Below are 25,874 nucleotides of genomic sequence, written 5' to 3' on the forward strand. Positions count from 1 at the left end.
GAAACGGGGCTTTTTTATTTGAAAATTTCATATTGAAACCACTAGGGGTGCTTGATTTGCTGAGAGAGGAATAATCCTTAACCCTTATAACACCTGATCTAGGTAATACTAGCGAAGGGAAGTGGAACATCGAATAAATGTATAATTTTATTTGCTGTAACCACTTCTTATATATAGAAGTGGTTTTTTATTTAGATACATATATTGAAAGGGGATAGAGAAATGAAATTTTGCGATAGATTATTAGAAACTGTGCAACCGGTTTGGGAGATGAGTCATAATCATCCGTTTGTAGTGGGTATGGGAGATGGCACGTTAGAAAAAGATAAATTTCAGTATTATATTATTCAAGATTATTTATATCTGCTAGATTATGCAAAATTATATGCGATTGGTGTTGTAAAAGCAACGAATCCACAAGTAATGGGAAAGTTCGCTGAACAAATTGATGGAATATTAAATGGCGAAATGACAATCCATAAACAATATGCAAAAAGACTTGGAATTTCTATAGAGGAGATAGAGTCTGCAAAACCATCTGCTAAAAATTTAGCTTATACAAATTACATGATGTCTGTATCTCAAAATGGCACACTTGCAGAATTAATAGCAGCGCTTCTTCCATGTATGTGGAGCTACTGGGAAATTGGAAAGCGTTTAAATGATATTCCTGGAGCAAGAGATCATGAGTTTTTTGGTGAGTGGATTCAAGGATATAGTTCGGAAGAATACGGTAATCTTTGTATTTGGTTAATAGATTTATTAAATGAAATGGCAGTTGGAAAGTCTGAGAAAGAACTAGATAGATTAGAGGAGATTTTCTTATATTCCAGTCGATTTGAATATTTATTCTGGGATATGTCCTATCGTAAGGAGATGTGGGGATTTGAGGAGCAAGAACATACTACAGTTTCATAATGTTTCTTTTCATTACGATGAGAAACCAATCATCCATGAATTAAATGCTTCTATACATGAGAAAGAGTTTGTCAGTATTATCGGACCGAGTGGATGTGGGAAAAGTACTTTATTTCGCCTTATTACAGGCCTAGAGAAGGTAAGTACTGGAAAGATAGAACTGACAGAAACAAAGCACCATCCTGTAGGATATATGCCGCAAAAAGATATGCTTTTGCCGTGGAGAACAATTATTGAGAATGCTGCTCTGCCGCTAGAGTGCCAAGGTGTACAGAAGAAAGAAGCACAAGTAAAGGCAAAGGAACTGTTATATAAATTTGGTTTACAAGGATATGAGACAAAACATCCGAAAGATTTATCTGGTGGTATGAGGCAACGCGTATCTTTTATCCGAACTTTGTTAACGGGCGGGGAGATATTGTTATTAGATGAACCGTTTAGCGCGTTAGATGCTTTAACGAAGGCCTCTTTGCAAGAATGGCTGTTTGAACAATGGCAAGAGTGGGAAAAAACAATTTTATTCATTACTCATGATGTTGAAGAAGCGTTATTTCTTTCGAACCGAGTTTTAGTAGTGGAACAGCAGCCGATAACGACTTTGACTGAGCGGATTGTACCACTTGATCATAACAGAACACGAAAAGATTTATATAAACCGGAAGTATTAGCGCTGAAAGATGAGCTTCTTAGTATGTTACAAAGGCAGGTACTTGTGTGATGAACCGATTGAAAGAATTAGTTCCTGCTATTACACTTTCTAGTATTTTACTAGCTGTGTGGGAAATAGGAGCAAGAATTGTAGATGAGATGTACATTTTACCGTCACCGTCTGCGATTGTAATGAAGATATGGAAACTAAAAGACATATTATTTACGGTTCATTTACCTGCAACGTTATACGTCGTTTTAATAGGTGTTGTTATTTCTATCGTATTAGGTGTAGGGCTAGCGATGTTAATGAATGCGAGTACATGGATGGAAAGAGCATTTTATCCATTATTAGTTGCTTCACAAACGATTCCGATTACTGCGCTTGCTCCGCTATTTGTTTTATGGTTTGGATACACAATTTGGAGTAAGGTTGTTGTCACAGTTTTAATTACGTTTTTCCCGATTGCGGTCAATACGTATGATGGACTGCGTAGTACAAAAAAAGAATGGGAGGAGCTCTTAGTTACATATGGAGCAACGAAAAGAGATATTTTTCTTAAATTAAAGTTGCCGTCTGCTCTTCCTTATTTTTTCTCAGCTTTAAAAATTGCAGTTCCGCTTAGTGTTATCGGAGCAGCAATTGGAGAATGGCTCGGTGCACAAGCTGGACTTGGATATTTCAGTAAGAGAATGATGACGCAGTTAGATGGAGCTGGCGTATTTGCACCCATTGTATTGTTATCATTATTAGCTATTTTCTTCGTCGTACTTATTTCCATATTAGAAAAGAAATTCATTAGTTGGAGGAAGCATTCATGAAATTTTTAAAGCGCATCTTTGTGTTTACATTATTAATTGCAATGATTACAGGATGTTCAAGTAATTCAGCATCAGAAAAAAGTAAAAAAGAGAAAGAAATAACAGTCATGTTAGATTGGTATCCAAATGCGGTACATAGCTTTATTTATGCAGCAATTGAAAAAGGATACTTTAAAGAAGAAGGTGTAAAGGTAAATATTAAATTCCCTTCTAATCCGACTGATCCATTAACATTGGCAGCAGCAGGGAAGGTGACAGTTGGCTTGTATTATCAGCCAGATGTTGTTATGGCAAGAGCAAATGAGCAAATTCCAGTGAAATCAATTGGGGCTGTCGTACGTTCACCATTAAATCATGTCGTATCGCTGAAATCAGCGGGTATTCAATCACCGAAAGATTTAGAAGGAAAAACAGTAGGATATTCTGGAACACCTTTAAGTGAGATGTATTTAAAAACGATGGTAAAAGAAGCTGGTGGTAATCCTGATACAGTGAAAGTAGTTGATGTTGGATTTGATTTAGTACCAGCCTTAATTACGAAAAAAGTGGATGCGGTAACAGGGGCATACATTAATCATGAAGTACCGGTTATGCGTCATGAAGGCCATGAACCAGCTTACTTTAATCCAGCTGATTACGGAGTACCGAACTATCATGAACTTGTGTTTGTAACAGGTGATAAAACGTTGAAAAAAGATAAAGAAGCGTTGCAAGCTTTCTTACGTGGTACGAAAAAAGGCTATGATTTCATGAAGAAAAACCCAGATGAAGCATTGAATATTTTATTAAATCATCAAGAAAAAGAAAACTTCCCACTTGTGCCAGAAGTTGAAAAGGAAAGTATGAAAATTTTATTAGAGAAGATGGAAACGAAAGATGAGCCATTTTTATCAGATTCAAAAGAATCTTGGGAGAAACAAAATAAATGGCTGAAGGACAAAGGAATGACGAAAGAAACCGTTCCAGCCGATGAACTATTCGAAAATATTTTAAAGTAGGCGAATGAATATGAAAAATGAGCTCCACGTAATCTCAAATGGTCATATGCCATTCGAAGAGTTAGTGAATGTAGCGATGCAAATTGAGAGTGAGATTGATTATTTGCATATTCGTGAGCGTGAGAAGAGTACGAAGGAGTTATATGAAGGTGTGGAAAGTCTTTTAATGGAAGGCTTTCCGGCTTCTAAAATTGTCATAAATGATCGAATTGATATTGCAATTTTATTAAATATTCCTCGTGTTCAACTAGGGTATCGAAGCACAGATGTAAAGTCAGTGAAAGAAAAGTTTTCGTATTTGCATGTTGGTTATTCTGTGCATTCGCTAGATGAAGCGATAGTAGCATTTAAAAATGGAGCGGATTCACTCGTTTATGGTCATGTATTTCCGACAGATTGTAAAAAAGGTGTGCCAGCGAGAGGGCTTGAAGAAATTTCTGACATTGCAAGGTGTTTATCTATACCGATTACAGCAATTGGAGGAATTACTCCAGAAAACGCAGTGGATGTCCTTACTAACGGTGTAAGCGGTATAGCAGTTATGTCCGGAATTGTAAGTAGTAGTGACCCGTATAGCAAAGCGAAATCTTATAAGGAATCAATAAGAAAGTGGGCGGAAAAACATGTGTGAGAAGTATGATGTAGCGATTATTGGTGGTGGTGTAATTGGTAGTTCAGTTGCACATTTTCTAGCAGAAAGAGGACATAAAGTAGCGATTGTGGAGAAGCAAAGAATTGCATCGGAAGCTTCAAAAGCAGCTGCTGGTCTACTTGGTGTTCAGGCAGAATGGGATGCGTATGATCCGCTATTTGAACTTGCTAGAGAAAGCCGAGCTATATTTCCACAACTTGCAGCAGTTTTACGTGAAAAAACGGGTATTGATATTGGATATGAAGAAAAAGGAATTTATCGTATTGCTCAAAATGGAGATGAGAAGGAAAGAATTCTTCACATTATGGATTGGCAGCAGAAAACAGGTGAAGATTCCTATTTTCTAACGGGAGACCATGTGCGGGAAAAAGAGCCGTATCTATCCGAATCCATTATAGGAGCAGTATATTATCCGAAAGACGGTCATGTTATTGCACCAGAGCTTACGAAAGCATTCGCACATTCTGCGGCAATGTCAGGTGCTGATATATATGAACAGACAGAAGTATTTGATATTCGTATTGAAAATAATAAAGTGACCGGAATTTTGACATGCGAAGGTATTATCACATGTGAAAAAGTCGTTATTGCAGGAGGTTCATGGAGCACGAAGTTACTCAGTTATTTTCACTACGATTGGGGGACATATCCAGTTAAAGGAGAAGTGGTTGCGGTAAGAAGTAGAAAACAACTTTTAAAAGCACCTATTTTTCAAGAAAGATTTTACATTACTCCAAAGCGCGGTGGACGTTACGTAATTGGGGCAACAATGAAGCACCATACGTTCAATAAAACTGTGCAGCCAGAAAGTATAACTTCTATATTAGAGCGTGCTTATACAATATTGCCAGCTTTAAAAGAAGCAGAATGGGAAAGCACGTGGGCAGGATTAAGACCACAATCGAACCATGAAGCTCCTTATATGGGAGAGCATGAAGAAATAAAAGGTTTATATGCTTGCACGGGCCATTATCGAAACGGTATTTTATTAAGTCCTATTTCTGGCCAATATATGGCGGATTTAATAGAAGGAAAGCAAGAGAATTATTTGCTAGATTCATTGCTTTCTAGAAGAGTTTAGAAAGGGGATGGAAGTTTGAATTTAAAAATTAATGGTAACCAAATTGAAGTGCCAGCGAGTGTAAAAACAGTAGCTGAGCTACTTACACATTTAGAACTAGATAACAGAATTGTTGTAGTAGAGCGTAATAAAGATATTTTACAAAAAGATGATCATACAGATACATCTGTTTTTGATGGAGATCAAATTGAGATTGTAACTTTCGTAGGAGGCGGTTGATTATGTTAAACATTGGACCATTTTCATTTCATTCTAGACTGTTATTAGGAACAGGTAAATTCCCTGATTTTGACGTACAGCAAAAGGCAATTGACGTTTCTGAAGCTGAAATTTTAACGTTTGCAGTACGTCGTATGGATATCTTTGATGCAAAGCAACCTAATTTATTAGAGAAACTTGATGTGAAAAAATATACGTTATTACCAAATACAGCAGGGGCAAAAAACGCTGAAGAGGCTGTTCGTATTGCAAAATTAGCAAAAGCTTCTGGGCTTTGTGACATGATAAAGGTAGAAGTTATTGGTGATGATAGAACGTTATTACCGGATCCGGTAGAAACGTTAAAGGCATCTGAAATGTTACTGGAAGAAGGATTTATCGTACTTCCGTACACATCTGATGATGTTGTATTAGCACGTAAATTACAAGAGCTTGGCGTGCATGCGATTATGCCAGGAGCATCTCCAATCGGATCAGGACTTGGTATTGTAAATCCATTAAATTTGGGCTTCATTATTGAACAAGCGACAGTACCAGTTATCGTTGATGCTGGTATTGGTAGCCCAGCTGATGCGGCATTTGCAATGGAATTAGGAGCAGATGGCGTGTTATTAAATACAGCTGTATCAGGAGCAAAAGATCCTATTAAAATGGCACAGGCAATGAAACTAAGTATTGAAGCAGGACGTTTAGGATTTGAAGCAGGTCGTATTGCACGTAAGCGCTGTGCAACTGCAAGTAGTCCTTTAGAAGGAATGAGCGTAGTTGAATAATCGATATTCTCGCCAAGAACTATTTTCTCCAATTGGAGCAGAAGGGCAGCAAAAGATAAGAGAAAAGCATGTACTTATTATCGGTGCAGGTGCATTAGGTAGTGCAAATGCAGAGATGTTTGTAAGAGCGGGTGTTGGCAAGATAACAATTGTTGACCGTGATTATGTAGATTGGAGTAATTTACAAAGACAACAATTGTATGCAGAGAGCGACGTAAAGAATAATCTCCCAAAAGCTATAGCGGCTAAAAAACGTTTAGAAGAGATTAATAGCGATGTAACAATAAAAGCTCTCGTTCAAGATGTAACAGCTGAAGAGCTAGAAGAACTTGTTACAAACGTTGATGTAATTATTGATGCGACTGATAATTTCGAAACACGCTTTATTGTGAATGATATAGCACAAAAATATTCTATTCCATGGATTTACGGTGCATGTGTAGGTAGTTACGGTCTTTCTTACACAATCATTCCTAGTAAAACACCATGTTTATCATGTTTATTGCAGTCGATTCCGCTTGGCGGGGCAACATGTGATACAGCGGGTATTATATCACCTGCTGTATCTCTTGTCGTTTCTCATCAAGTAACAGAAGCTCTTAAACTGTTAGTAGAAGATTACGAATCACTTCGAGATGGGCTTGTATCGTTTGATATGTGGAAGAATGAGTATTCATGTATGAATGTGCAAAAGCTTCGCCAGCATAATTGTTCTTCATGCGGAGAGAATGCATTATATCCGTATTTAAATAAAGAGAACACATCAAAAACAGCAGTTTTATGCGGGCGAAATACAGTTCAAATTAGACCACCTCATAAAGAGGAAATGAATTTTGAACAATATAAAGAGTTGCTGGAAGGTCGCGTGAATGATTTAAATGTAAATCCATATTTACTATCATTTTCTGTTGAAGACAAGAGGTTAGTCGCCTTTAAAGATGGCCGTGTGCTCGTACATGGAACGAAAGATATAAGCGAAGCAAAAACGATTTATCATCGTTATTTTGGATAGAAAAGGATGAGTGGGATGAAAGTGAATAAAGCTTTAACAATTGCAGGATCTGATAGCGGCGGCGGTGCTGGAATTCAGGCAGATTTAAAAACATTCCAAGAGCTTGGTGTATACGGAATGACGGCTATTACGGCAATTACTGCTCAAAACACGCTTGGCGTTCAAGGGGTATATCCTGTTCCGTTAGAAGGTATTACAGAACAGCTGAATTCAATTGGTACGGATTTAACACCAGATGCAGTGAAACTAGGAATGTTATTTAGTAGTGAAATAATTCAAATTGTTGCAGAACAAATTAAAAAATTTGGCTGGAATAATATTGTGCTAGATCCCGTTATGATCGCAAAAGGCGGTGCATCATTATTACAGCAAGAAGCAGTTCATGCATTAAAAGAATATTTATTACCAGTAGCAACCGTTATAACACCGAATGTTCCAGAAGCAGAAGTGTTAACTGGGATGGAGATTCATAATGTTGAAGATAGTAAGGAAGCTGCAAAAGTATTGCACGAATTAGGTGCTAAATATGTGCTTATGAAGGGCGGACATGCAGAATATCAAGGTAATGAAGTAATTGATTTCCTCTTTGATGGAGAAGAATTTATTGAGTTTAGAAGCGAGCGAATTCCTTCAAAGCAAACGCACGGAAGTGGGTGCACATTTGCTTCAGCGGTTACAGCAGGACTTGCGAAAGGATACTCAATTGAAGATGCTGTTCAAGAAGCAAAACGATTTATTAGTATAGCAATTGAAGAGCCATTGAATATTGGTAGTGGTCATGGACCAACGAATCATTTTGCGTATAAAGTGAATAGAACGCGTGTATAGATAAGTGAAAAGCCAGTTTTATAACTGGCTTTTTTTCTGTTTACTTTTTCAAAATACAGGAGTAATATATCAGCCAGAATATATTTTTTTGTAAACGCTGAGTCCAATTATATGGAGCGGAGGAACCAATTTGTGCAGTGTCACTAGGGGTGAATCTTTCAAATTTGAAAGTAGGGCTACTCTCAAAGCCCGAATCCGACAGCTAACTTCGTAAGCGTCTTGAGAGAGGACGGTGCCATGATGGATACATCACTTCATCGATCTGATTAGTATAGGGGAATATCAATCTATGTTTGATTTCTTTTATACTAAGGAGGATGAGGTACATGGAACTAACACTTATTTGTGTTGGAGAAGAAAGTAAGGTAAATAGTTTAAGAGATCTAGTTGCATTTCAACATGAGTTAGTTATTTTTACAGCAAATGAAGAGGTAGCGGCTGAAGTTAGGAATTGTGGGTTTGATTGGACTTATAGTTGTAGTAAGGAGCAGGATTTTACTAGTATTTGTGAGTGTATTAAGAAGGTCATTTTACTAGGGGATGAGCTTCCAATCGTTAGTTTCTTCACAGAACACATTCGTTTTTCTTTTCAAGCACCTATTACTGTTGTTACAAGGAATAAACGATATCCAGCGAGGCTCTATGAAACAATTGGAGCTAAGTTTGTCGTGTTTACAAATTGTGATAATATTTCTTTTTTATTTTTTGAATAGGGCGGGGGAAGAAATGATGAAGGTACTATTACTTGGAGATATAGCAAATCGTTGGGCAGTATCGGTAGAGCGAGTTCAAGAATTGGTCCAGATTGATCCCCTTTTTCCAGGGCCATATATTATATTACCATCAAAAGATGCTTTGTATTTAGAGATGGATATTACCGAGTATGAGCAGCTACATGCAGAATTGACACAAGTTTATATTCGTGGGAGAAATTTACGTGCATTTTTACGAGGAGAATAAAGGTTGAATAAAAAAGAGCGAATGCTGAGTGCAACAAGCTATGCACTTCATGTCATTCGCTCTTTTTATTTCATATTTAAAAGGTCATTTTTAAGAAAAGAGAAGAGAAATAAAGAAAATAGATGAAATGATAGTAATAAACTTCAATGTAAGCGTTTAAACGAATGTAAATATTATTATTTTCAGAAATTTACCCCTTTACAAGTGAAAAATAGAGGAGTATATTTACTCTCATAAATCATTCATAAAATTTCCAAAAAAACCTAAAATCGCTGAGTTCCAGAAATGGAGCGGGGGAACCAATTTTGTGCATCGTCACTTGGGGTGAATCTTTCAGTTTTGAAAGTAGGGCTACTCTTTAGGCCCGAATCCGACAGCTAACCTCGTAAGCGTTTAGAGAGGAGGTTTACTTTTTGTTGTTCATTTTTTGAACACTGAGTAGAGCTCAGTGTTCTTTTTTAATATTTTAATGGTAAATTTTTACAAAAAAGAAGAGAGGGATAGTTATGTTAGATGTTGTAATGGTCGGGATTTTTATTTTATTAGTTGCATCGATGGCAAGTCTTGCAAGTTGGTCAGATAAAGTTGTGAAAGAAGGAAAGCAATCATGATGATTGTCTTATCGGTTATTGTCGCAGCAATTACAGTGTATTTAGTGTATGCATTATTAAATCCAGAGAAGTTTTAATTAGGGGGAATCATTCATTATGATTTGGGTTGCAGTCATTATTACAATGCTCTTGTTTATTTTAGTAGCAAAGCCAACGGGGATTTATTTAGAAAAAGCTTTTCAAGGTAGCAAAACGTTAGATAAAGTATTCGGGCCTTTTGAAAAACTTATTTTTAAAATTACGGGTGTAAAAGCATACAATCAAACGTGGAAACAGTACGCATTATCATTAGTTTTATTAAATGGATTTATGATCGTTGTCGTATACTTCATTTTCAGATTACAAGGTGTGCTGCCACTAAATCCAGCGCATATTGAAGGGATGGAGTCTACGCTCGCTTTTAATACAGCAATTAGTTTTATGGCTGATACAAACTTACAGCATTATAGCGGTGAAAATGGTTTATCTTATTTATCACAATTAATCGGAATTACATTTTTAATGTTTGCGGCACCAGCAACGACATTAGCGCTCGTTATGGCTTTTATAAGAGGACTTGCTGGAAAAGAACTTGGTAACTTTTTCGTTGATTTTACGAGAGCGTTAACGAGAGTGTTTCTTCCTATCGCATTTATTGCGGCACTAGTTTTTGTCGCGCTTGGCGTACCACAAACGTTAGATGGGGCGGTTACAGCACAAACGATTGATGGGGCAAAGCAAAGTATTTTACGTGGACCTGTTGCATCATTCGTTTCCATTAAGGAACTTGGAAATAACGGCGGTGGATTTTTCGGAGCAAACTCTACGCACCCTTTCGAAAATCCAGGACAAATGAGTAATATTTTGCAAATGATGCTTATGATGTTATTACCAACAGCACTTCCATTTACGTACGGAAGAATGGTCGGAAATAAAAAACAAGGCCGCATCCTTTTCGTGTCACTTTTTATGGTATTTTTACTAGGATTTATAACGATTACGACATCTGAACTAAACGGGAATCCGGCATTAAATGGAATGGGTATCGAACATGTACAAGGAAGTACAGAAGGGAAAGAAGTACGATTTGGAACAGTATTTTCTTCACTATACGCAACGGTAACGACAGCTGCTGAAACAGGCGCTGTTAATACGATGCATGATACGTTAACACCAATTGGTGGTCTAGTTCCTCTCGTAAATATGATGTTAAATACAGTGTATGGCGGAGTTGGAGCAGGCTTTGTAAACATCATTATGTATGCAATTATCGCGGTGTTTATATCTGGGTTAATGGTTGGACGGACACCAGAGTTTTTAGGTAAAAAGATTGAAGGTAAGGAAATGAAATTAATCGCAGTCACGATTTTATTTCATCCATTGCTCATTTTAGGATTTTCGGCATTAGCTCTTTCAACAAATTTAGGAACGGATGCTATTTCTCATTCCGGTTTCCACGGTTTAACACAAGTTGTATATGAATATACATCGTCAGCTGCGAATAATGGATCTGGATTTGAAGGATTAGGAGATAATACACCGTTTTGGAATATTACGACTGGTTTAGTTATGTTTTTAGGACGTTACTTCAGTTTAATTACGATGCTAGCTGTGGCAGCTTCGTTGAAAGAAAAAACGGTAGTGCCAGAAACAGTCGGAACGTTCCGCACAGATAATAGTTTATTTGGTGGTATCTTCATCGGAACAATTGTAATTGTCGGTGCATTAACATTCTTCCCGATGTTAGTACTCGGACCAATTGCAGAATTTCTTACATTGAAGTAATGGAGGGTAAATGATGAGACCGGTAGTAGTAAAAGAAAAACAAGTAAATGAGACACAAATACATGCTGTAGAAGATGAAGTTAGACAAGCGAAAACGATGGATCGTGATATCGTAACACATGCGATGAAACAATCCGTTGCGAAATTGAATCCGAAAGTCATGATAAAGAATCCGATTATGTTCGTTGTGGAAATTGGGTTTATCATTACGTTCATTTTATCTTTTCTTCCAAGCAGTTCTAGTAGTATACCAGGATGGTTTAATATAACAGTTTCTCTTATTCTATTATTTACAGTTTTATTTGCGAATTTTGCAGAAGCATTAGCAGAAGGTCGCGGTAAAGCGCAAGCCGATTCTTTAAAACAGTCGAAGAAAGATGTGTTTGCAAATGTTGTAAAAGAAAATGGAGACATTGTCCAAGTTTCAGCAACTGATCTTAGAAAAGGTGATGTTGTTATCGTAAAACAAGGAGAAATGATTCCGAATGATGGTGAAGTAATCAAAGGATTAGCGTCTGTAGATGAATCTGCAATTACAGGAGAATCAGCTCCTGTAATAAAAGAAGCGGGTGGTGATTTTTGTTCCGTAACAGGTGGAACGATGGTGGTAAGTGATGAAATTACAATTGTTATTACGAGTAATCCTGGTGAATCATTTATCGACAAAATGATTTCTTTAGTAGAAGGAGCTGCTCGTCAAAAAACGCCGAATGAGATTGCTTTAAATACAGTATTAACGAGCTTAACTCTTATCTTCTTGATCGTCGTTGTGACGTTGCCGATTTTTACAAATTATTTAGGTTTTCAAATTGATACAGCTGTACTCGTAGCATTGTTAGTATGTTTAATTCCAACGACAATTGGTGGTTTGCTATCAGCGATTGGTATTGCTGGGATGGACCGGGTGACAAAATTTAACGTGTTAGCGATGTCAGGGAAAGCAGTAGAAGCTGCGGGCGATATTAATACAATTATTTTAGATAAAACAGGTACAATTACTTTTGGAAACCGGATGGCTCATACATTATTGCCTGTAGGAAATGAAACGATTGAGCAAGTTGGAAAGTGGGCTGCTATTAGTTCTGTTTTAGATGAAACACCAGAAGGTCGATCTGTTATTGAGTATGTGCAGGGAAAATCTATATCATATAATAGAGAACTTGCAGAACAAGGGGAGTTTGTTCCGTTTAAAGCAGAAACGAGAATGAGCGGTGTTGATTTACAAGACGGAACGAAAGTGAGAAAAGGTGCTGTCGGTGCTGTTATTGAATGGGTTGGGTCACAAGGTGGAACAATTCCGAAAGATGTAAATCAAAAAGCAGACTTAATTTCAAAAGAGGGGGGAACACCACTTGTAGTTGCAGTAGATAATCGTATTTACGGTTTAATTTATTTAAAGGATACAGTAAAACCGGGTATGCGTGAGCGTTTTGAACAGTTGCGCCAAATGGGGATTAAAACGGTTATGTGTACAGGTGATAATCCGTTAACAGCAGCAACGATTGCAAAAGAAGCTGGAGTAGATGAATTCGTTGCCGAGTGTAAACCAGAAGATAAAATTGCGGTTATTAAAGCAGAGCAAGATAAAGGGAAACTTGTAGCGATGACAGGTGATGGTACAAATGATGCTCCGGCATTAGCACAGGCTGACGTTGGATTAGCGATGAATAGTGGTACGACAGCTGCGAAAGAAGCAGCGAATATGATTGATTTAGACTCGAATCCAACGAAAATTATTGAGGTTGTAGGAATTGGTAAGCAATTGTTAATGACCCGAGGTGCGTTAACGACGTTTAGTATTGCGAATGATATAGCGAAATATTTTGCGATTATTCCAGCGATGTTTACACTTGCGATTCCGCAAATGGAAGCATTGAACATTATGAAATTAACATCACCACTGTCAGCGATTTTATCAGCATTAATATTTAACGCTGTTATTATTCCATTACTCATTCCGTTAGCGATGAAAGGTATTGCATATAAACCGATGAGTTCTAATGCATTGCTTAGCCGAAACTTACTTATTTATGGGCTTGGCGGAGTTATCGTTCCGTTCATTGGAATTAAAGTAATTGATATAATTGTCGGCTTGTTCATATAAGGAAGAGGGGAAAAAGATGGAAAAGAAACAAAGTATACTATCACCAATTATCCGTATTACTTTTACATTTCTAGTGTTGTGTGGACTTGTATACCCACTTATTGTTACTGGTATTGCACAAGCAGTGATGAAGGATAATGCGGATGGAAGTCTAATATATAATGATAAAAATGAAGTAATTGGTTCTAAATTAATCGGGCAAAACTTCACGGATCCACGTTATTTTCAAGGGCGTGTTTCTAGTATTGAATATAAGGCAGAAGCATCTGGTTCAAATAACTATGCACCATCTAATCCAGATTTAGAGAAACGAGTAGAGAAAAGTATTGAAGAGTGGAAGAAACAAAATCCGAGCGTTCCAGTTACAGAAGTACCGATTGATTTAGTGACAAATTCAGGTTCAGGGCTTGATCCTGACATTAGTCCGAAGGCAGCTTCTGTGCAGGTGGATCGCATATCGAAATTAACGAATATTCCGAAAGAAAAACTTAATCAATTGATTAAAGATCAAACAGAAGGTGCTGCGCTTGGTTTATTTGGAGAAGATCGAGTGAACGTCTTAAAGCTAAATTTGGCATTACAGGAATTAATGAAATAGTAACAACGCTACCTCAATCTAACGGATTGAGGTAGCGTTGTTTCGAATGAAAGGTAGTGTTTATTTTGTATGCAGATGATTATGAACCGAAGTTTCAAAGGCGAACGCCAGAGGAATATTTAGAATATATTCGTCAGCAAAATCGCGGAAAGTTAAAGCTATATGTAGGAGCAGCTCCAGGCGTAGGAAAAAGTTATAAAATGCTCTTTGATGCAAGGGAAATGAAAAAAGATGGAATTGATATTGTAATTGGTTTAATTGAAACGCATGGAAGAAAAGAGACGGAAGAAGCAATTGCTGATTTAGAAAAAGTTCCTTTGAAAGAAATACAGTATAAAGGAAAGGTATTTTATGAGCTTGATGTGGAAGGAATAAAAAAACGCGCGCCGCAAGTAGTCGTAGTGGATGAACTTGCGCATAGTAATGTTCCTGGTTCTAAGCATAAAAAACGTTATATGGATGTGCAGGAATTGTTAGAGGCTGGTATATCGGTATTATCAGCTTTTAATATTCAACATTTAGAAAGTGTTCATGATATTGTAGCTCAAATTACGAATGTAAAAGTAAGAGAACGAATTCCAGATTTTATTTTACAAAAAGCAAATGAAATTCAGCTCGTTGATGCAACGCCCGAGGTATTAAGGAAGAGACTAATAGACGGAAAGATATATAAAGAAGAAAAAATTCAGCAAAGTTTACAAAATTTCTTTACGCTTAATAATTTAGGAGCACTTAGGGAATTATCACTTCGCGAGGTTGCCGATGATATGGACGAGAAAATTAGCCAAACAGTAATAGAACCAATTGGCGTAAAAGAAAAAATTCTTGTTTGTGTACAATACAGTTCAACAGCGGAGAAATTAATAAGACGGGGATGGCGCATGGCTGATCGGTTAAACGCTGAATTGTACGTATTAAACGTTGAGAGGGAAAATATAGATTCTATTTCAGCTGGAAAAAAGCAGACGATTGAAGAGTGGAAGTTGCTAACGAATCAATTTGATGCAAGTTTTGTATTAGAAGAAGCAAAGGGAAGAAAGCCAGCAGATGTTATTATTGAAGTGGCAAAAAGATTACAGGTGACGCAAATTTTACTTGGACAATCGGCTAGAACAAGGTGGGAAGAAATACGAAAAGGCTCTATTGTAAATGAAATTATGAGACAAACAAAGTATATTGATATTCATATTGTTGCGGATCAAAGAGGATAAATAGAGCCGACCTTTTTGGGGGCTCTATTTTGCTTTTTGTACAGAATGAAAACTTAGCATTTTCATTGCATATAAGATTACAAGTAAAAACATAATTGCGCCTAGGAAGAAAATCCAAAAGTAATTTTGGTTAAATAAAAGAAATCCACCTATAAGTGGCCCTGTGCCCATACCAAGATAGCGGATGAAGTTGTACATACCGATAGCTGTTGCACGTTCTTGCACGAATTCTTCTGTTAATAAAGTAGTGTGAGTTGGCATAGAAAGTCCCATACTAAAACCGTACAAAGATGTAACGATAATGATGAATGGGATATTGATGTTATATATGAAAGAGAATAAAAAGACACATATAATATTGAAGTAACTCGTAATAAATAAAGTTTGCTTTGTTGTGAGGCGTTTTTGCAAAAACTTGTAGCAAAAACTTCCTAGCATGATAGAAAGAGACATTGGTACAAACATAAGACCAATTTCACTTGCAGCTAGATGAAATGAATTTGCTAAAATGCTCGGTAAAAAAACGAGAAAGCAAAAGTAAATACAAAATTGAATGAAGCCAATAAGAGTAATAGAAAATCCAGTTTTATTTTTTAAGATAAGAGAGTAATTCTTTTGTGCTTTAGACTGCTTAATTACATTTGGCTTTGTTTCTGGAAGTAGTGAAATGTTTATAATTAATAAGATAATGCCAAGTGTAGATAAAAAGAGAAATACAGATAAGTGACCATTTATACTGCCAAGAAATCCACCTATGAGAGGAGCCATTGCAGGTGCGAGGGCAAGTAACATTTGGTATAGGCTCATCGCTTCTCCGCGTTCTTTTCCTTCAAATAAATCGCCGATAATCGTTGCTGAAACTACAGGTATAGCCGCTATTCCTATAGCTTGAACAGCTCTAAAAAAGAGAAATAAATAAATGTTTGCCGAAAAAGCACATCCGATTGAACCAATTGTACTAATGACTAAACTAGGGATAAGGACAGATTTTCTCCCTTTTGTATCAATTAAAGGTCCATATACGAGCTGCATAATTGCAAGAATGAATGTGAAAAGTGAAACTGTTACATTTACAAGATAAAGAGAAGTGTGAAAAGAATTTTGAATCATCGGTAAGATAGGTGTGTAAATATTTTGAGCGAAGGAACCGAGTAAGGCACTAATACAGACAACATATAAAATGAAAGTTAGTTTAGATTTTTTCATCTTGTTAACCTCCTTGTATTTTTTGGTTTCCTTGGAAACTAAATTTATTTTAACATGATTTTCTCACTTGTAAAGATGAAAAAATAATTTTAAAATGGTATATAGTTAAATTGTTTCTTCGGAAACTTAGGAGGCGAACGGATTGAAGCATGCAACGAAGCAAATGGAAATACTGTCGGACATTCGTACACTTTTGCATAAAAAAGAAGAACATTTAAAACGACAAAACGAGAAGTTTCTTTATGAGACAGGTGTAAGTAGTATGTCTTTATCTGAGTTACATGTAATCGAATGTATCGGAAAAAATGGTTTGATGAATGTAACGGCAATTACGACAGAAATGGGCATGACGAAGGGAGCAATCTCTAAAATTTGTAAGAAGTTGTTTCAAAAGCAATTCGTTGAGAAGATGCAAATGTTAGATAATCAAAAAGAAATCTTCTTCAGCTTAACGGAAAGCGGCAATGAAATATATAAAGCTCATGAAAAATTGCATAAGCAAGCTGAAGAAAAGTGGTTGTTACTTTTAGATGGATATACGAAAGAAGAGCAAGACTTTATTCAAAGGTTTATAAAGGATGTCTCCGATCATTTGGAAATATAATTGGAAGAAAAAACTCCTTTTTCTCAAGTCTTTTAAATATAATTTCTGAAAGAACTCATATATAATAGAAAAAGATACTTAACATGGTGAATAGTTAAAGAGTCAATATATATAGAGGAGAGAGTAACATGCTTGAAAATACGGGGTTAGTATTAGAAGGCGGCGGTATGCGTGGTGTATATACGGGGGGGATATTAGAATACTTTATGGAACAAGATTTATATTTTCCATATGTAATCGGTGTATCAGCTGGTGCTTGTCATGCAGCGTCGTATCTTTCCAGACAAAGAAATAGAAATAAAACGGTCAATATTGATTATGCATCACATCCGAAATATTTGTCGTATAAAAACTTATGGAGAAAACGTCAGCTATTTGATATGGATTTCATTTTTCATGAAATTCCAGAAAAGCATGTTCCGTTTGATTTTGAAACATACTTTAATAGCCCAGAACGTTTCCTTGTAGGAACGACGGATTGTGAAACAGGACAATCTGTTTATTTTGAGAAAGAAGGAACGAATGATGATGCACTAAATTTATTACAAGCGTCTAGTTCATTGCCTTTCATTGCACCAGTAGTAAATTATCGTGGTAAGCAGTTATTAGATGGCGGGATTTCTGATCCAATTCCAGTTCGTAAGGCACAGGAAGATGGATTTAAAAAATCAGTCGTTATTTTAACGAGAAATCATGGTTACGCGAAGAAAAAATCAAAATTCGGATGGATTGCAGGAAAAGCTTATAAAAAATATCCGAATCTTGTTAACACGATGTTGAATCGTTATGAAGTGTATAATGAAACACTTCACTATATTGAAAAAGAAGAGCAAGCTGGTAATTTATTTGTTATTCGCCCAGAAGTGCCGCTTCAAGTAGATCGTATGGAAAAAGATACAGCAAAACTACAAAATTTATACGAGCAAGGCTATGAAGATGCAAAGAGACAATTTGCAGATTTGCAGGCGTTTTTGCAAAAATAAATATTAGGCTGTGGAGATGGAGTTCTCTGCAGTCTTTTTATTATTGGTTTCAATACCGAATGTTGGTTATACACGTTTTTAGATTATGGTATAATATGGATAAAAGTATGTGGAGAGGTGATACATATGGAAAATGTATATAAAGGGCTTAGACATACTGGATTTATCATGATGCTTATTTTTGGGGGTGTATTTTTACTTCGCTGGTTTATTCATGATGAAATGTTATTAGATCAACTTATTGGTTTTAGTGTGGGCATAGTAATGGTTATTTCATCAGTGTTCATTCAAAAGTATAGTAAAGAATTACAGGTAGAAGAGAAGTATTAAAAGGTTATAAGCTCCTTCATATTTTGGAGGTGCCTTTATAGTTTGAATGATTGTTATAAAAGAAAAGTAGAGCATCGGATTTCGATGCTCTACTTTTTTAATGTGGTAAGAATATCAATTGATAAGCAAACAAAATTCCAAATACATATACAAGTGGGTGAACAGCACGGAATTTACCTTTTGCCACTTTCATAAGTGGGTATGAAATAAATCCAAGTGCGATACCTGTTGCGATACTTGATGTAAGCGGCATGCTTAAGATTACTAAGAATGCTGGGAATGCTTCATCAAATGAGTCCCAATCGATGTGGCGAACTGAACCCATCATAAGACTACCAACAATAATTAATGATGGTGCAGTAATAGCTGATACACCAGAAACAGCACTTACTAATGGTCCGAAGAATGCTGCTAGTGCGAACAGAACAGCTACTGTAACAGTTGTTAAACCAGTACGACCACCAGCTGCAACACCAGCAGATGATTCAATGTAAGCTGTTGATGGTGTTGTTCCGAACATAGAACCGATTGTTGCTGAAAATGAGTCAGATAGAAGAGCTCGTCCAGCTTTCGGGAGTTTTCCGTCTTTCATAAATCCACCTTGTTGAGCTACCCCAAGTAATGTACCTGTTGTATCAAATAATGTAACAAGGAAGAATGAAAATACAACGCCGTACAATCCGTAGTTAATTACATCAGATACAGCAGTAATTGGATTTGAAACGATAATTCCTTCTGGTAATCCAGGCATTGATGTAACACCGTTTGAGAATGTTAACTGTCCTGTGAAGAAAGCGATAATACCAGTTAATAGCATACCAATAAATAGTGCGCCATTTACATTTAAAGACATAAGAACAATAGTAATTCCAAGCCCAGCCAATGCTAGTAGAACTGGAGCAGAGTGAAGATCACCAAGTCCAACTAAGTTTGCATCATTTTTTGTAACGATACCTGTTAAACGTAAACCGATAAAGGCGATGAAAAGACCGATACCAGCAGTAATTGCATGTTTTAAGTTTTCAGGAATTGCTTCCATTAATTTTGTACGGAAAGATGTGAATGATAACAAAATTAAAATCATACCTGCTACGAATACAGCAGAGAATGCAATTGCGAAAGTCATGCCTTCATGAGCTTTTACAACAGAGTAAGAGAAGTAAGCATTTAATCCCATACCTGGCGCGATTGCGATTGGTAAGTTTGTAAAGATTGCCATAAATAATGTTCCGACAACAGCAGCGATAATTGTTGCTGTAAATGCTTGTTCAAATGGAACACCTGCATCCCCAAGGATGACTGGGTTTACGACAATGATATATGCCATTGTTAAGAAGGTAATAATACCTGCCATAATTTCAGTTTTAATAGAAGTTTTATGTTTTGAAAGGTTAAACATATAAACATCCTTTCTGTTTACGAATAATTTTCACAACAGTTATATATAATATTCGTTTTTTAACTATTTTGCAATAGTTTTGTATAAAAAGTTTACAACAATTCATATTTTGTGTCTTAAATTCGAATATTAATCGTAACTTGATGTGTGAATTTCAGTTTTTATTATGCACATTATAAGGAAAAGGAGTTGAAAGAAGCTATGCCACAGCAAAAAAACTTTGTAACAATGCCAGCGCAACATCAAAATAAACAGCCTGGTATTGAATCATTAATGAATCCACTTCCGCAGTTTGAAGATTCAAATTATAAAGGTAGCGAAAAGTTAAAAGGAAAGAATGTATTAATTACAGGGGGAGATAGTGGGATTGGACGAGCTGTTTCCATCGCTTTTGCGAAAGAGGGAGCAAATATTGCGATTGCTTATTTAGATGAGGAAGAAGATGCTAATGAGACGAAGCAATATGTTGAGAAAGAAGGTGTAAAGTGTGTATTGTTGCCGGGTGATTTAAGTGATGAACAGCATTGTAAAGAGGTTGTTCAAGAGACCGTCCAGCAGCTAGGTAGTTTACAGGTTTTAGTAAATAATGTCGCGCAGCAATATCCGCAGCAAGGGCTAGAGTATATTACAGCAGAACAGCTAGAAAAAACATTTCGTATTAATATTTTTTCTTATTTTCACGTTACGAAAGCAGCCCTTTCTCATTTGAAGAAAGGGGATGTCATTATAAATACGGCATCTATCGTTGCATATGAAGGAAATGAAACGTTAATTGATTATTCCGCAACGAAAGGAGCAATCGTAGCTTTTACAAGATCACTTTCTCAATCGTTAGTCCAAAAAGGGATTCGGGTAAATGGTGTTGCACCAGGACCGATTTGGACACCGCTTATTCCATCGAGCTTTGATGAGAAGAAAGTCTCTCAGTTTGGGAGCAATGTCCCGATGCAACGGCCTGGTCAACCATATGAGTTAGCGCCGGCATACGTATATTTAGCGTCTGGTGATTCTTCTTATGTTACTGGACAAATGATACATGTAAATGGGGGCGTTATTGTAAATGGATAGTTTTCATTTATAAGAGCAAAGTAAAGCTAATTACAATTATTATGGTGAGCGCTAGGGGGGATATAGGTGAAAAGGGTATGTTTCGTTTTACTATTATTTTTCTTCCTACCGGTTAGTGCTTTTGCTGATACAGATCATTTAATATTAGTGAATCTTACGACAAACCAGTTGTCCTTTTTTGAGAATGGAAATTACACAAAAACATTTCCAGTAACGACTGGAAGAGATCGTACACCTACGCCTGAAGGTAATTTTTGTATTATAACGAAATTTAAAAATAAAGAATACCATCGAAAAAAAATAGCTGGGGGTGCACCGAATAACCCTCTCGGTACGAGGTGGCTTGGACTAGATAAGAATGAATATGCGATTCACGGGACGAACCGGGAATGGACGATTGGAAGTAGGGAATCAAATGGCTGTATTCGTATGCATGACAGGGATATACAGTGGTTATATGACCGAGTACAATTACAAACAAAAGTAATCATTTCTCGTTTTCATACGAGCCCCGAATATGAAGCGAATAAGCTTGGTTATCGCGTTGTGAGCTGGAATGGTCGAAAAATAGAAAAAGAACAAATTGGAATACTTACGTTAGTAGACCGCGCGGATATATATTGGCAAGAACCAAATGGACAGTTAACAAAGGTAAAAACTGTATTGCCAAATGAAAGATATCCAGTGTACTCAAAACGAAAAGATGGAATATATTATATAGGAAACAATTCGTATATTATAGATGAAACAGGAGAGAAAATTCGTTACGAGCAAATTCCTTCTTCGATTTTAAGTAATATATATAAACGGAAATACAATGTTCCGTAATGGCTACCGTATTATAGACGGTAGCTTATTTATACTTGGAGTTTAACTGCAACTATTGTATTTTGCTGAATATAATACAGTACAGATAGGGGGCGGTTATATTATGAAAAGTGAATTTGCGTTTAAAGTTTTCTTAGTAACGACCTGTTTATTTATCGTGTATTTATATGCGTTTCTCGTCTTTTCTTTTTATGTTCCATATGTTGATTTAATATTGTTCTTCGGATTTATTTGGGCGTTTGTGAAAGCGAGGGAAGGAGAGAAGAGTATATATCGGCGCATTACCTTATGCGGGACGGCCGTTCTCGTTATTTTGTACTTTTTTATTATGCATGATTTTTGGAGAGGAATGTAAAAAAGCATACGATTAATCGTATGCTTTTATATCTGTTAATGATGGAAGAGAGGCAATTGCACCGTAATTTGTACATGTGATAGCGCCTACTTTATTTGCAAAGGAGATAAACGCTGTTAAGTCTTTGAAATGATACGAAAGTGTATGTTCACTTTGGGCAATCTGATATAACATTGCTCCAACGAAAGCATCACCAGCACCAGTTGTATCGACTTGTTGAATGGAAATAGAAGAGACAATGGTTTGACCTTCATTTGTCGCAAGAAGGGTACCGTCTTTTCCAAGTGTAATAGCTACTACTTTTGCGCCATAATTTAATAATTTGAGTGCCGCTTGTTGTAAATCACTCTCTTTAGAGAGCATAGTAGCTTCCTCTTGACTTACTTTTACGAAGTGTGCATGTTTTATAAAGGTTAGACAATCTTGAGAGAATTGTTCTGTATTTGTAATGAGTGCACTTCGATAATTTGGATCAAAAGAAATAAAATGGCCGTTATCTTTCGCATATTGTAACAACTGAAAATACGTTTCTTTTAATGGGCTTGATAGTAAAGCTGTCGCTGAACCGAAATGTATTAAATCATTCGTTTGTATTTTTGATAAATCAATGCTATTGAATTGATATTCACCATCTGCACCACGCATAAAAGTAAAATCACGTTCGCCATCTTGATCGATGGATACGAATGCAAGTGTTGTTTGTTTATCTTTTATGAGCATGGATGTATCGACTTGCGCACGCTGTAAAGTTTGTTCAAGAAACTCACCAAATGGGTCGTTTCCTACTTGCCCCATAAATGTAGCGTGTCCACCTAATTTTGTAATCGCAGCAGCAACGTTAGCGGGTGCTCCACCAGCTTTTTTTTCGAAATCTGAACCGTTTACTAAAGAAACGTTAGTATTTCGGCACACAAAATCAATTAATAGTTCACCTATACAAAAGACATTTCGCATACAATCCCTCTTTTCAGCTTATATTGTGTGATGGTAAAGTTTAGTTTTGCATCTGAAAAGATTGCGATATGATGTTTCATGTCTTTTCGAGGAAAAACTCGGGACGTAAAGACTGTTGAACCATCGTATAAGAAAATTTCCACGATGCTTTTATCTACAAATATTTGTAGTTCTATCGTATCTTGAATATCGATTTTTTTACAGCGTTCAAATCCATATTCTCCGCCAAATTGATGGTAGAAGTTGCCCCTGTCTATAGAAATAGTACCTTGTTCCCGATTAAATGTAATGGGGAAACATTCCTCCTCATTGTGGAAGAGAGAAAGACCAAAACGCTTTGCATCTTCTGTTTTAAGTGTAACAATTAATTCATAGGAGTCTTCATCATCAAGCGTTGATAATACATTTAATCCAGCTGTTATATCTCCTGAAATGTGTTTTTTTGTTGTTCGTAGTTTTGTTAATTCTGAAACTGGTTTTTGTTTTAAAATGTTATCTTCTAATGTTAATTCACGTGGAAGTGTTAGGCAATGAGCCCACATATAATCATCAGAAGGATATGTGATTTCACTTGATCCTGCCCAAGCAAACAATAGGCGACGACTAGTAGAGTCTTCTAAAGTTTGAGGGGCATAAAAATCGAATCCTTTATCAGCTTCGTAATAGGAATCAACATGGAAATATAAATTTTTAATATCGAAATGGCCTATAGCATAAACGACATTGTATACATTGTGAAAGTTTTCTCCGTCTTTTTCAATTCCTTGCGGTGAAAAGAGAAGTACATCTTTCCTTGATAATTGGAAGTAATCGGGGCATTCCCACATAAATCCGAATTCTTTTAAATTTGTTGTAATTTCGCCTTGGAAATGCCAATTGTATAGGTCTTGTGATTTGTATAGTAATAGAGTTCCTGTTTTATTTTCACGTTGGGCACCGAGTAACATATAGTACATATCATTATGTTTCCAGACTTTTGGATCACGTACATGTTTTGTATATCCGTCAGGAATTATATCAATAACAGGATTATTACTATATTTCGTCATCGTATATTGTGAATCCATTGTTGCCATACATTGTTTTGCATCACGGGAATCATCAGGATTTTTTATATTCCCTGTATAAATTAAATGAAGAAGGCCATCTTTTACGATAGCACTACCAGAATATGCACCGTGTGATTCATAGCTTTCAGTAGGGATGATGGCTACAGGCATACGCTCCCAGTTAATAAGGTCTTTTGACTTCACATGCCCCCAATGCTTCATTCCATGAATGGGACCAAATGGATACCACTGATAAAAAACGTGATATTCATCATTGTAGTATGATACACCGTTAGGATCATTCATTAATCCAAATGTTGGGTGAATATGATAAATTGGTTTCCATGAATCTTGGTTTGCAATTTCATATAAAGAATGTAATTCGTCTTTATTAGATTGCAGTATTGTTTTATATTTTGACATAGGTTTTCACCCCGTTATTATTTACTTTCTTTATATAAAATGAATGTGGCAACAAAAGCAGTGATAACTGCAATGGCGAAACCAATTATATAGTGAATCATGTTCATCATGCCAAGAGGTGCAACAATTGTAAGCATCGGAATACCTGTTAAACCGTATGCATTAGCCGCCACTTGCATCCAAACAACGTAAGCGCCTCCAATTGCGCCGCCAATAGCTGCTGCAATAAATGGTTTACCAAGTTTTAAATTGACACCAAAAATAGCTGGTTCTGTAATTCCTAAAAATGCTGAAGCTGCTGCTGGAATTGCAATTTCTTTCGTTTTTTTGTTTTTTGTTTTGAAATAGACAGCTAAAGTAGCACCGCCCTGTGCAACGTTCGCCATTGACCAAATAGGGAGTAAGAAATTGACACCGATATCTTTATTTGCGAGTAAGCCCGCTTCAATAGCGTGGAAGCTATGATGTAAGCCAGTAAGAACGATTGTTGAATACAATCCACCGAATATAAGTCCAGCTACTGGTCCTGCAAATTGATAAATTGTATTTAAAAGGTACGTAATGCCGTCACCGATTTTATATCCAATTGGTCCGATAATAATAAGTGATAAAAAGCCAGTTATAATAATTGTTAAGAATGGTGTAACTAATAAATCTAAAGAGTTCGGAACACGTTTTCGAAGTTCTTTTTCAATTGTACTCATAACATACACACATAATAAAATAGGTAAAACAGTACCTTGATAGCCAATCATATCAATATCCATACCAAGGAAATGTAAAACAGTGGGTTTTGCATTTGAAAGAGTCCAAGGATTTGTTAAGTTTGGGTGAGTTAATATACCACCAACAACTGCACCTAAGAAAATGTTTCCACCAAATTCTTTAGCGGCACTAACTCCAATTAAAATAGGTAAAATGATGAAAGCTGCACTTGAGAACATATCAAGTAATTGGATAAGTGAGTGATCTCCAGGAACTAATTTAAACGCTTTCAACATTCCGAGTAGACCCATAAGTAAACCGCTTGCGACGATAGCTGGAATAATTGGAACAAAAATATTAGATAGTGTCTTTGCTAGGCGGGCGATAGGATTCATTTTTTTCTTAGGTATATCGTTTGATGTTGTAGAATCTAGTTCGGCTATTCCAATTAGTTTTGAGAATTCATCATATACTTTGTTTACTATGCCAGTTCCAAAAATAATTTGATATTGCTCGGTCGTTGCAAAAGCACCTTTTACTCCATTGATGTTTTCGATTTCTGCAGAGTTTATTTTCGTATCATCCTTTAATATAAGACGAAGGCGAGTCGCACAATGTGTGGCACGAACAATGTTTTCCTTTCCACCAATGTTCTGTATTACTTGAGTTGCAATTTGCTTCATATCCATAAAAATTCCCCCTTACTATAAATTTTCTTTTTATGGAACCGGTTCCGTAATAAGTTAAAATAAAAAACAGGGAAATGATGTT

30 protein-coding genes and 3 riboswitches are annotated in these 25,874 nt (G+C 36.3%); of the genes, 25 read left to right on the top strand and 5 right to left on the bottom strand.

The features are described 5' to 3' along the window. The first annotated feature begins 33 nt into the window (after window positions 1-33). Window positions 34-137, top strand: a riboswitch (TPP riboswitch). Between the two features lie 85 nt (window positions 138-222). From tenA to kdpDN, 19 genes are all read left to right on the top strand, one after another. Next, the gene (gene tenA, locus QCI81_RS18145) at window positions 223-918 is read left to right on the top strand and encodes a thiaminase II (protein ID WP_000666826.1); all 696 of its coding nucleotides are present in this window, start codon (window positions 223-225) and stop codon (window positions 916-918) included. Continuing rightward, on the top strand, window positions 887-1,636 hold the full coding sequence (locus QCI81_RS18150; protein WP_001256790.1) for an ABC transporter ATP-binding protein: 750 nt from the start codon (window positions 887-889) through the stop codon (window positions 1,634-1,636). The genes tenA and QCI81_RS18150 overlap by 32 nt, the downstream gene beginning before the upstream one ends. Beyond that, on the top strand, window positions 1,636-2,388 hold the full coding sequence (locus QCI81_RS18155; RefSeq protein WP_001080857.1) for an ABC transporter permease: 753 nt from the start codon (window positions 1,636-1,638) through the stop codon (window positions 2,386-2,388). Before QCI81_RS18150 ends, QCI81_RS18155 begins: the two co-directional genes overlap by 1 nt. Continuing rightward, complete coding sequence (locus tag QCI81_RS18160; protein WP_000670422.1) at window positions 2,385-3,386, top strand: ABC transporter substrate-binding protein; 1,002 nt, start codon at window positions 2,385-2,387, stop codon at window positions 3,384-3,386. The genes QCI81_RS18155 and QCI81_RS18160 overlap by 4 nt, the downstream gene beginning before the upstream one ends. Before the next feature lie 10 nt (window positions 3,387-3,396). Then, a complete protein-coding gene (gene tenI / locus QCI81_RS18165) occupies window positions 3,397-4,017 on the top strand; it encodes a thiazole tautomerase TenI (RefSeq protein WP_000787167.1) in 621 nt (206 codons plus the stop codon). Continuing rightward, a complete protein-coding gene (gene thiO / locus QCI81_RS18170) occupies window positions 4,010-5,119 on the top strand; it encodes a glycine oxidase ThiO (RefSeq protein WP_071731148.1) in 1,110 nt (369 codons plus the stop codon). Before tenI ends, thiO begins: the two co-directional genes overlap by 8 nt. A 15-nt stretch (window positions 5,120-5,134) precedes the next feature. After that, window positions 5,135-5,338 carry a sulfur carrier protein ThiS gene (gene thiS, locus QCI81_RS18175; RefSeq protein ID WP_001049502.1) on the top strand — a complete coding sequence of 68 codons (204 nt, stop codon included), beginning with the start codon at window positions 5,135-5,137 and terminating at the stop codon, window positions 5,336-5,338. A 2-nt stretch (window positions 5,339-5,340) separates the two neighbouring features. Then, complete coding sequence (gene thiG / locus QCI81_RS18180; protein ID WP_000931980.1) at window positions 5,341-6,111, top strand: thiazole synthase; 771 nt, start codon at window positions 5,341-5,343, stop codon at window positions 6,109-6,111. Further along, window positions 6,104-7,123, top strand: a complete 1,020-nt coding sequence (gene thiF, locus QCI81_RS18185) for a thiazole biosynthesis adenylyltransferase ThiF (RefSeq protein WP_001065409.1) — start codon at window positions 6,104-6,106, stop codon at window positions 7,121-7,123. The genes thiG and thiF overlap by 8 nt, the downstream gene beginning before the upstream one ends. 15 nt (window positions 7,124-7,138) lie before the next feature. Then, complete coding sequence (gene thiD, locus QCI81_RS18190; protein WP_029441655.1) at window positions 7,139-7,951, top strand: bifunctional hydroxymethylpyrimidine kinase/phosphomethylpyrimidine kinase; 813 nt, start codon at window positions 7,139-7,141, stop codon at window positions 7,949-7,951. An 85-nt stretch (window positions 7,952-8,036) separates the two neighbouring features. Beyond that, window positions 8,037-8,184, top strand: a riboswitch (cyclic di-AMP (ydaO/yuaA leader). A gap of 93 nt (window positions 8,185-8,277) precedes the next feature. Further along, window positions 8,278-8,664, top strand: coding sequence for a hypothetical protein (locus QCI81_RS18195; protein WP_000424087.1), 387 nt, complete (start codon window positions 8,278-8,280; stop codon window positions 8,662-8,664). Between the two features lie 13 nt (window positions 8,665-8,677). Further along, a complete protein-coding gene (locus QCI81_RS18200) occupies window positions 8,678-8,911 on the top strand; it encodes a hypothetical protein (RefSeq protein WP_002025339.1) in 234 nt (77 codons plus the stop codon). Window positions 8,912-8,914: 3 nt separating this feature from the next. After that, complete coding sequence (locus tag QCI81_RS18205) at window positions 8,915-9,037, top strand: hypothetical protein (RefSeq protein ID WP_001034421.1); 123 nt, start codon at window positions 8,915-8,917, stop codon at window positions 9,035-9,037. A 134-nt stretch (window positions 9,038-9,171) separates the two neighbouring features. After that, window positions 9,172-9,317: riboswitch (cyclic di-AMP (ydaO/yuaA leader) on the top strand. Window positions 9,318-9,417: 100 nt separating this feature from the next. Then, on the top strand, window positions 9,418-9,522 hold the full coding sequence (locus QCI81_RS18210) for a SipW-dependent-type signal peptide-containing protein (RefSeq protein WP_000887894.1): 105 nt from the start codon (window positions 9,418-9,420) through the stop codon (window positions 9,520-9,522). Further along, a complete protein-coding gene (kdpF, locus tag QCI81_RS18215) occupies window positions 9,522-9,599 on the top strand; it encodes a K(+)-transporting ATPase subunit F (protein ID WP_223153441.1) in 78 nt (25 codons plus the stop codon). The genes QCI81_RS18210 and kdpF overlap by 1 nt, the downstream gene beginning before the upstream one ends. Window positions 9,600-9,618: 19 nt before the next feature. Further along, window positions 9,619-11,286, top strand: a complete 1,668-nt coding sequence (kdpA, locus tag QCI81_RS18220; RefSeq protein ID WP_071731149.1) for a potassium-transporting ATPase subunit KdpA — start codon at window positions 9,619-9,621, stop codon at window positions 11,284-11,286. 13 nt (window positions 11,287-11,299) lie between these two features. Continuing rightward, complete coding sequence (kdpB, locus tag QCI81_RS18225) at window positions 11,300-13,390, top strand: potassium-transporting ATPase subunit KdpB (protein ID WP_043924621.1); 2,091 nt, start codon at window positions 11,300-11,302, stop codon at window positions 13,388-13,390. A 16-nt stretch (window positions 13,391-13,406) separates the two neighbouring features. Next, window positions 13,407-13,988, top strand: a complete 582-nt coding sequence (gene kdpC, locus QCI81_RS18230; RefSeq protein ID WP_000412606.1) for a K(+)-transporting ATPase subunit C — start codon at window positions 13,407-13,409, stop codon at window positions 13,986-13,988. 56 nt (window positions 13,989-14,044) lie between these two features. Next, entirely contained in the window at window positions 14,045-15,199 is a 1,155-nt protein-coding gene (gene kdpDN, locus QCI81_RS18235) for a KdpD-like non-kinase potassium sensor (RefSeq protein WP_003269552.1), read from the top strand. 24 nt (window positions 15,200-15,223) lie between these two features. Here kdpDN and QCI81_RS18240 read toward each other — a convergent pair whose 3' ends face one another. After that, on the bottom strand, window positions 15,224-16,405 hold the full coding sequence (locus tag QCI81_RS18240; RefSeq protein ID WP_065482263.1) for an MFS transporter: 1,182 nt from the start codon (window positions 16,403-16,405) through the stop codon (window positions 15,224-15,226). Window positions 16,406-16,547: 142 nt separating this feature from the next. Between QCI81_RS18240 and QCI81_RS18245 the strand changes: the two genes are divergently transcribed. The 3 genes from QCI81_RS18245 to QCI81_RS18255 all read left to right on the top strand — a co-directional run bounded on the left by QCI81_RS18245 (window position 16,548) and on the right by QCI81_RS18255 (window position 18,322). Continuing rightward, a complete protein-coding gene (locus QCI81_RS18245; RefSeq protein WP_071731150.1) occupies window positions 16,548-17,009 on the top strand; it encodes a MarR family transcriptional regulator in 462 nt (153 codons plus the stop codon). Between the two features lie 128 nt (window positions 17,010-17,137). Further along, window positions 17,138-17,992 carry a patatin-like phospholipase family protein gene (locus QCI81_RS18250; protein WP_000892676.1) on the top strand — a complete coding sequence of 285 codons (855 nt, stop codon included), beginning with the start codon at window positions 17,138-17,140 and terminating at the stop codon, window positions 17,990-17,992. Window positions 17,993-18,118: 126 nt separating this feature from the next. Then, on the top strand, window positions 18,119-18,322 hold the full coding sequence (locus QCI81_RS18255) for a hypothetical protein (RefSeq protein WP_000432810.1): 204 nt from the start codon (window positions 18,119-18,121) through the stop codon (window positions 18,320-18,322). A gap of 97 nt (window positions 18,323-18,419) precedes the next feature. Here QCI81_RS18255 and QCI81_RS18260 read toward each other — a convergent pair whose 3' ends face one another. Next, window positions 18,420-19,721, bottom strand: coding sequence for an NCS2 family permease (locus QCI81_RS18260; RefSeq protein WP_000482716.1), 1,302 nt, complete (start codon window positions 19,719-19,721; stop codon window positions 18,420-18,422). 201 nt (window positions 19,722-19,922) lie between these two features. Between QCI81_RS18260 and QCI81_RS18265 the strand changes: the two genes are divergently transcribed. The 3 genes from QCI81_RS18265 to QCI81_RS18275 all read left to right on the top strand — a co-directional run bounded on the left by QCI81_RS18265 (window position 19,923) and on the right by QCI81_RS18275 (window position 21,972). Then, window positions 19,923-20,789, top strand: coding sequence for an SDR family oxidoreductase (locus QCI81_RS18265; protein ID WP_001136292.1), 867 nt, complete (start codon window positions 19,923-19,925; stop codon window positions 20,787-20,789). Between the two features lie 66 nt (window positions 20,790-20,855). Next, window positions 20,856-21,617: a L,D-transpeptidase gene (locus QCI81_RS18270; protein ID WP_000831960.1), complete on the top strand. Its 762-nt coding sequence runs from the start codon at window positions 20,856-20,858 to the stop codon at window positions 21,615-21,617. A gap of 103 nt (window positions 21,618-21,720) precedes the next feature. Beyond that, the gene (locus QCI81_RS18275; protein ID WP_000834195.1) at window positions 21,721-21,972 is read left to right on the top strand and encodes a hypothetical protein; all 252 of its coding nucleotides are present in this window, start codon (window positions 21,721-21,723) and stop codon (window positions 21,970-21,972) included. A 12-nt stretch (window positions 21,973-21,984) separates the two neighbouring features. On the opposite strand, the gene QCI81_RS18280 is transcribed toward QCI81_RS18275, so the two are convergent. The 3 genes from QCI81_RS18280 to QCI81_RS18290 are packed head-to-tail and all read right to left on the bottom strand — an operon-like array spanning window position 21,985 to window position 25,792. Beyond that, a complete protein-coding gene (locus QCI81_RS18280; RefSeq protein WP_001246642.1) occupies window positions 21,985-22,926 on the bottom strand; it encodes a carbohydrate kinase family protein in 942 nt (313 codons plus the stop codon). Beyond that, on the bottom strand, window positions 22,905-24,398 hold the full coding sequence (scrB, locus tag QCI81_RS18285; protein ID WP_071731151.1) for a beta-fructofuranosidase: 1,494 nt from the start codon (window positions 24,396-24,398) through the stop codon (window positions 22,905-22,907). The genes QCI81_RS18280 and scrB overlap by 22 nt, the downstream gene beginning before the upstream one ends. A 17-nt stretch (window positions 24,399-24,415) precedes the next feature. Continuing rightward, complete coding sequence (locus QCI81_RS18290; protein ID WP_000367322.1) at window positions 24,416-25,792, bottom strand: sucrose-specific PTS transporter subunit IIBC; 1,377 nt, start codon at window positions 25,790-25,792, stop codon at window positions 24,416-24,418. Between the last annotated feature and the right edge of the window lie 82 nt (window positions 25,793-25,874).

This window comes from Bacillus cereus group sp. MG20 (assembly GCF_040459885.1).
Classification (GTDB): Bacteria; Bacillota; Bacilli; order Bacillales; family Bacillaceae_G; genus Bacillus_A; species Bacillus_A cereus.

Bases quoted from the DNA above. Each gene is read 5' to 3' on its own strand.
- tenI (WP_000787167.1), top strand. From the start codon at position 3,397: ATGAAAAATGAGCTCCACGTAATCTCAAATGGTCATATGCCATTCGAA.
- QCI81_RS18240 (WP_065482263.1), bottom strand. From the start codon at position 16,405: ATGAAAAAATCTAAACTAACTTTCATTTTATATGTTGTCTGTATTAGT.
- thiD (WP_029441655.1), top strand. From the start codon at position 7,139: ATGAAAGTGAATAAAGCTTTAACAATTGCAGGATCTGATAGCGGCGGC.
- QCI81_RS18265 (WP_001136292.1), top strand. From the start codon at position 19,923: ATGCCACAGCAAAAAAACTTTGTAACAATGCCAGCGCAACATCAAAAT.
- QCI81_RS18255 (WP_000432810.1), top strand. From the start codon at position 18,119: ATGGAAAATGTATATAAAGGGCTTAGACATACTGGATTTATCATGATG.
- QCI81_RS18260 (WP_000482716.1), bottom strand. From the start codon at position 19,721: ATGTTTAACCTTTCAAAACATAAAACTTCTATTAAAACTGAAATTATG.
- QCI81_RS18250 (WP_000892676.1), top strand. From the start codon at position 17,138: ATGCTTGAAAATACGGGGTTAGTATTAGAAGGCGGCGGTATGCGTGGT.
- tenA (WP_000666826.1), top strand. From the start codon at position 223: ATGAAATTTTGCGATAGATTATTAGAAACTGTGCAACCGGTTTGGGAG.
- QCI81_RS18200 (WP_002025339.1), top strand. From the start codon at position 8,678: ATGATGAAGGTACTATTACTTGGAGATATAGCAAATCGTTGGGCAGTA.
- QCI81_RS18210 (WP_000887894.1), top strand. From the start codon at position 9,418: ATGTTAGATGTTGTAATGGTCGGGATTTTTATTTTATTAGTTGCATCG.
- thiO (WP_071731148.1), top strand. From the start codon at position 4,010: ATGTGTGAGAAGTATGATGTAGCGATTATTGGTGGTGGTGTAATTGGT.
- QCI81_RS18280 (WP_001246642.1), bottom strand. From the start codon at position 22,926: ATGCGAAATGTCTTTTGTATAGGTGAACTATTAATTGATTTTGTGTGC.
- scrB (WP_071731151.1), bottom strand. From the start codon at position 24,398: ATGTCAAAATATAAAACAATACTGCAATCTAATAAAGACGAATTACAT.
- kdpA (WP_071731149.1), top strand. From the start codon at position 9,619: ATGATTTGGGTTGCAGTCATTATTACAATGCTCTTGTTTATTTTAGTA.
- QCI81_RS18275 (WP_000834195.1), top strand. From the start codon at position 21,721: ATGAAAAGTGAATTTGCGTTTAAAGTTTTCTTAGTAACGACCTGTTTA.
- kdpF (WP_223153441.1), top strand. From the start codon at position 9,522: ATGATTGTCTTATCGGTTATTGTCGCAGCAATTACAGTGTATTTAGTG.
- QCI81_RS18195 (WP_000424087.1), top strand. From the start codon at position 8,278: ATGGAACTAACACTTATTTGTGTTGGAGAAGAAAGTAAGGTAAATAGT.
- kdpC (WP_000412606.1), top strand. From the start codon at position 13,407: ATGGAAAAGAAACAAAGTATACTATCACCAATTATCCGTATTACTTTT.
- kdpB (WP_043924621.1), top strand. From the start codon at position 11,300: ATGAGACCGGTAGTAGTAAAAGAAAAACAAGTAAATGAGACACAAATA.
- QCI81_RS18290 (WP_000367322.1), bottom strand. From the start codon at position 25,792: ATGGATATGAAGCAAATTGCAACTCAAGTAATACAGAACATTGGTGGA.
- QCI81_RS18160 (WP_000670422.1), top strand. From the start codon at position 2,385: ATGAAATTTTTAAAGCGCATCTTTGTGTTTACATTATTAATTGCAATG.
- thiG (WP_000931980.1), top strand. From the start codon at position 5,341: ATGTTAAACATTGGACCATTTTCATTTCATTCTAGACTGTTATTAGGA.
- QCI81_RS18155 (WP_001080857.1), top strand. From the start codon at position 1,636: ATGAACCGATTGAAAGAATTAGTTCCTGCTATTACACTTTCTAGTATT.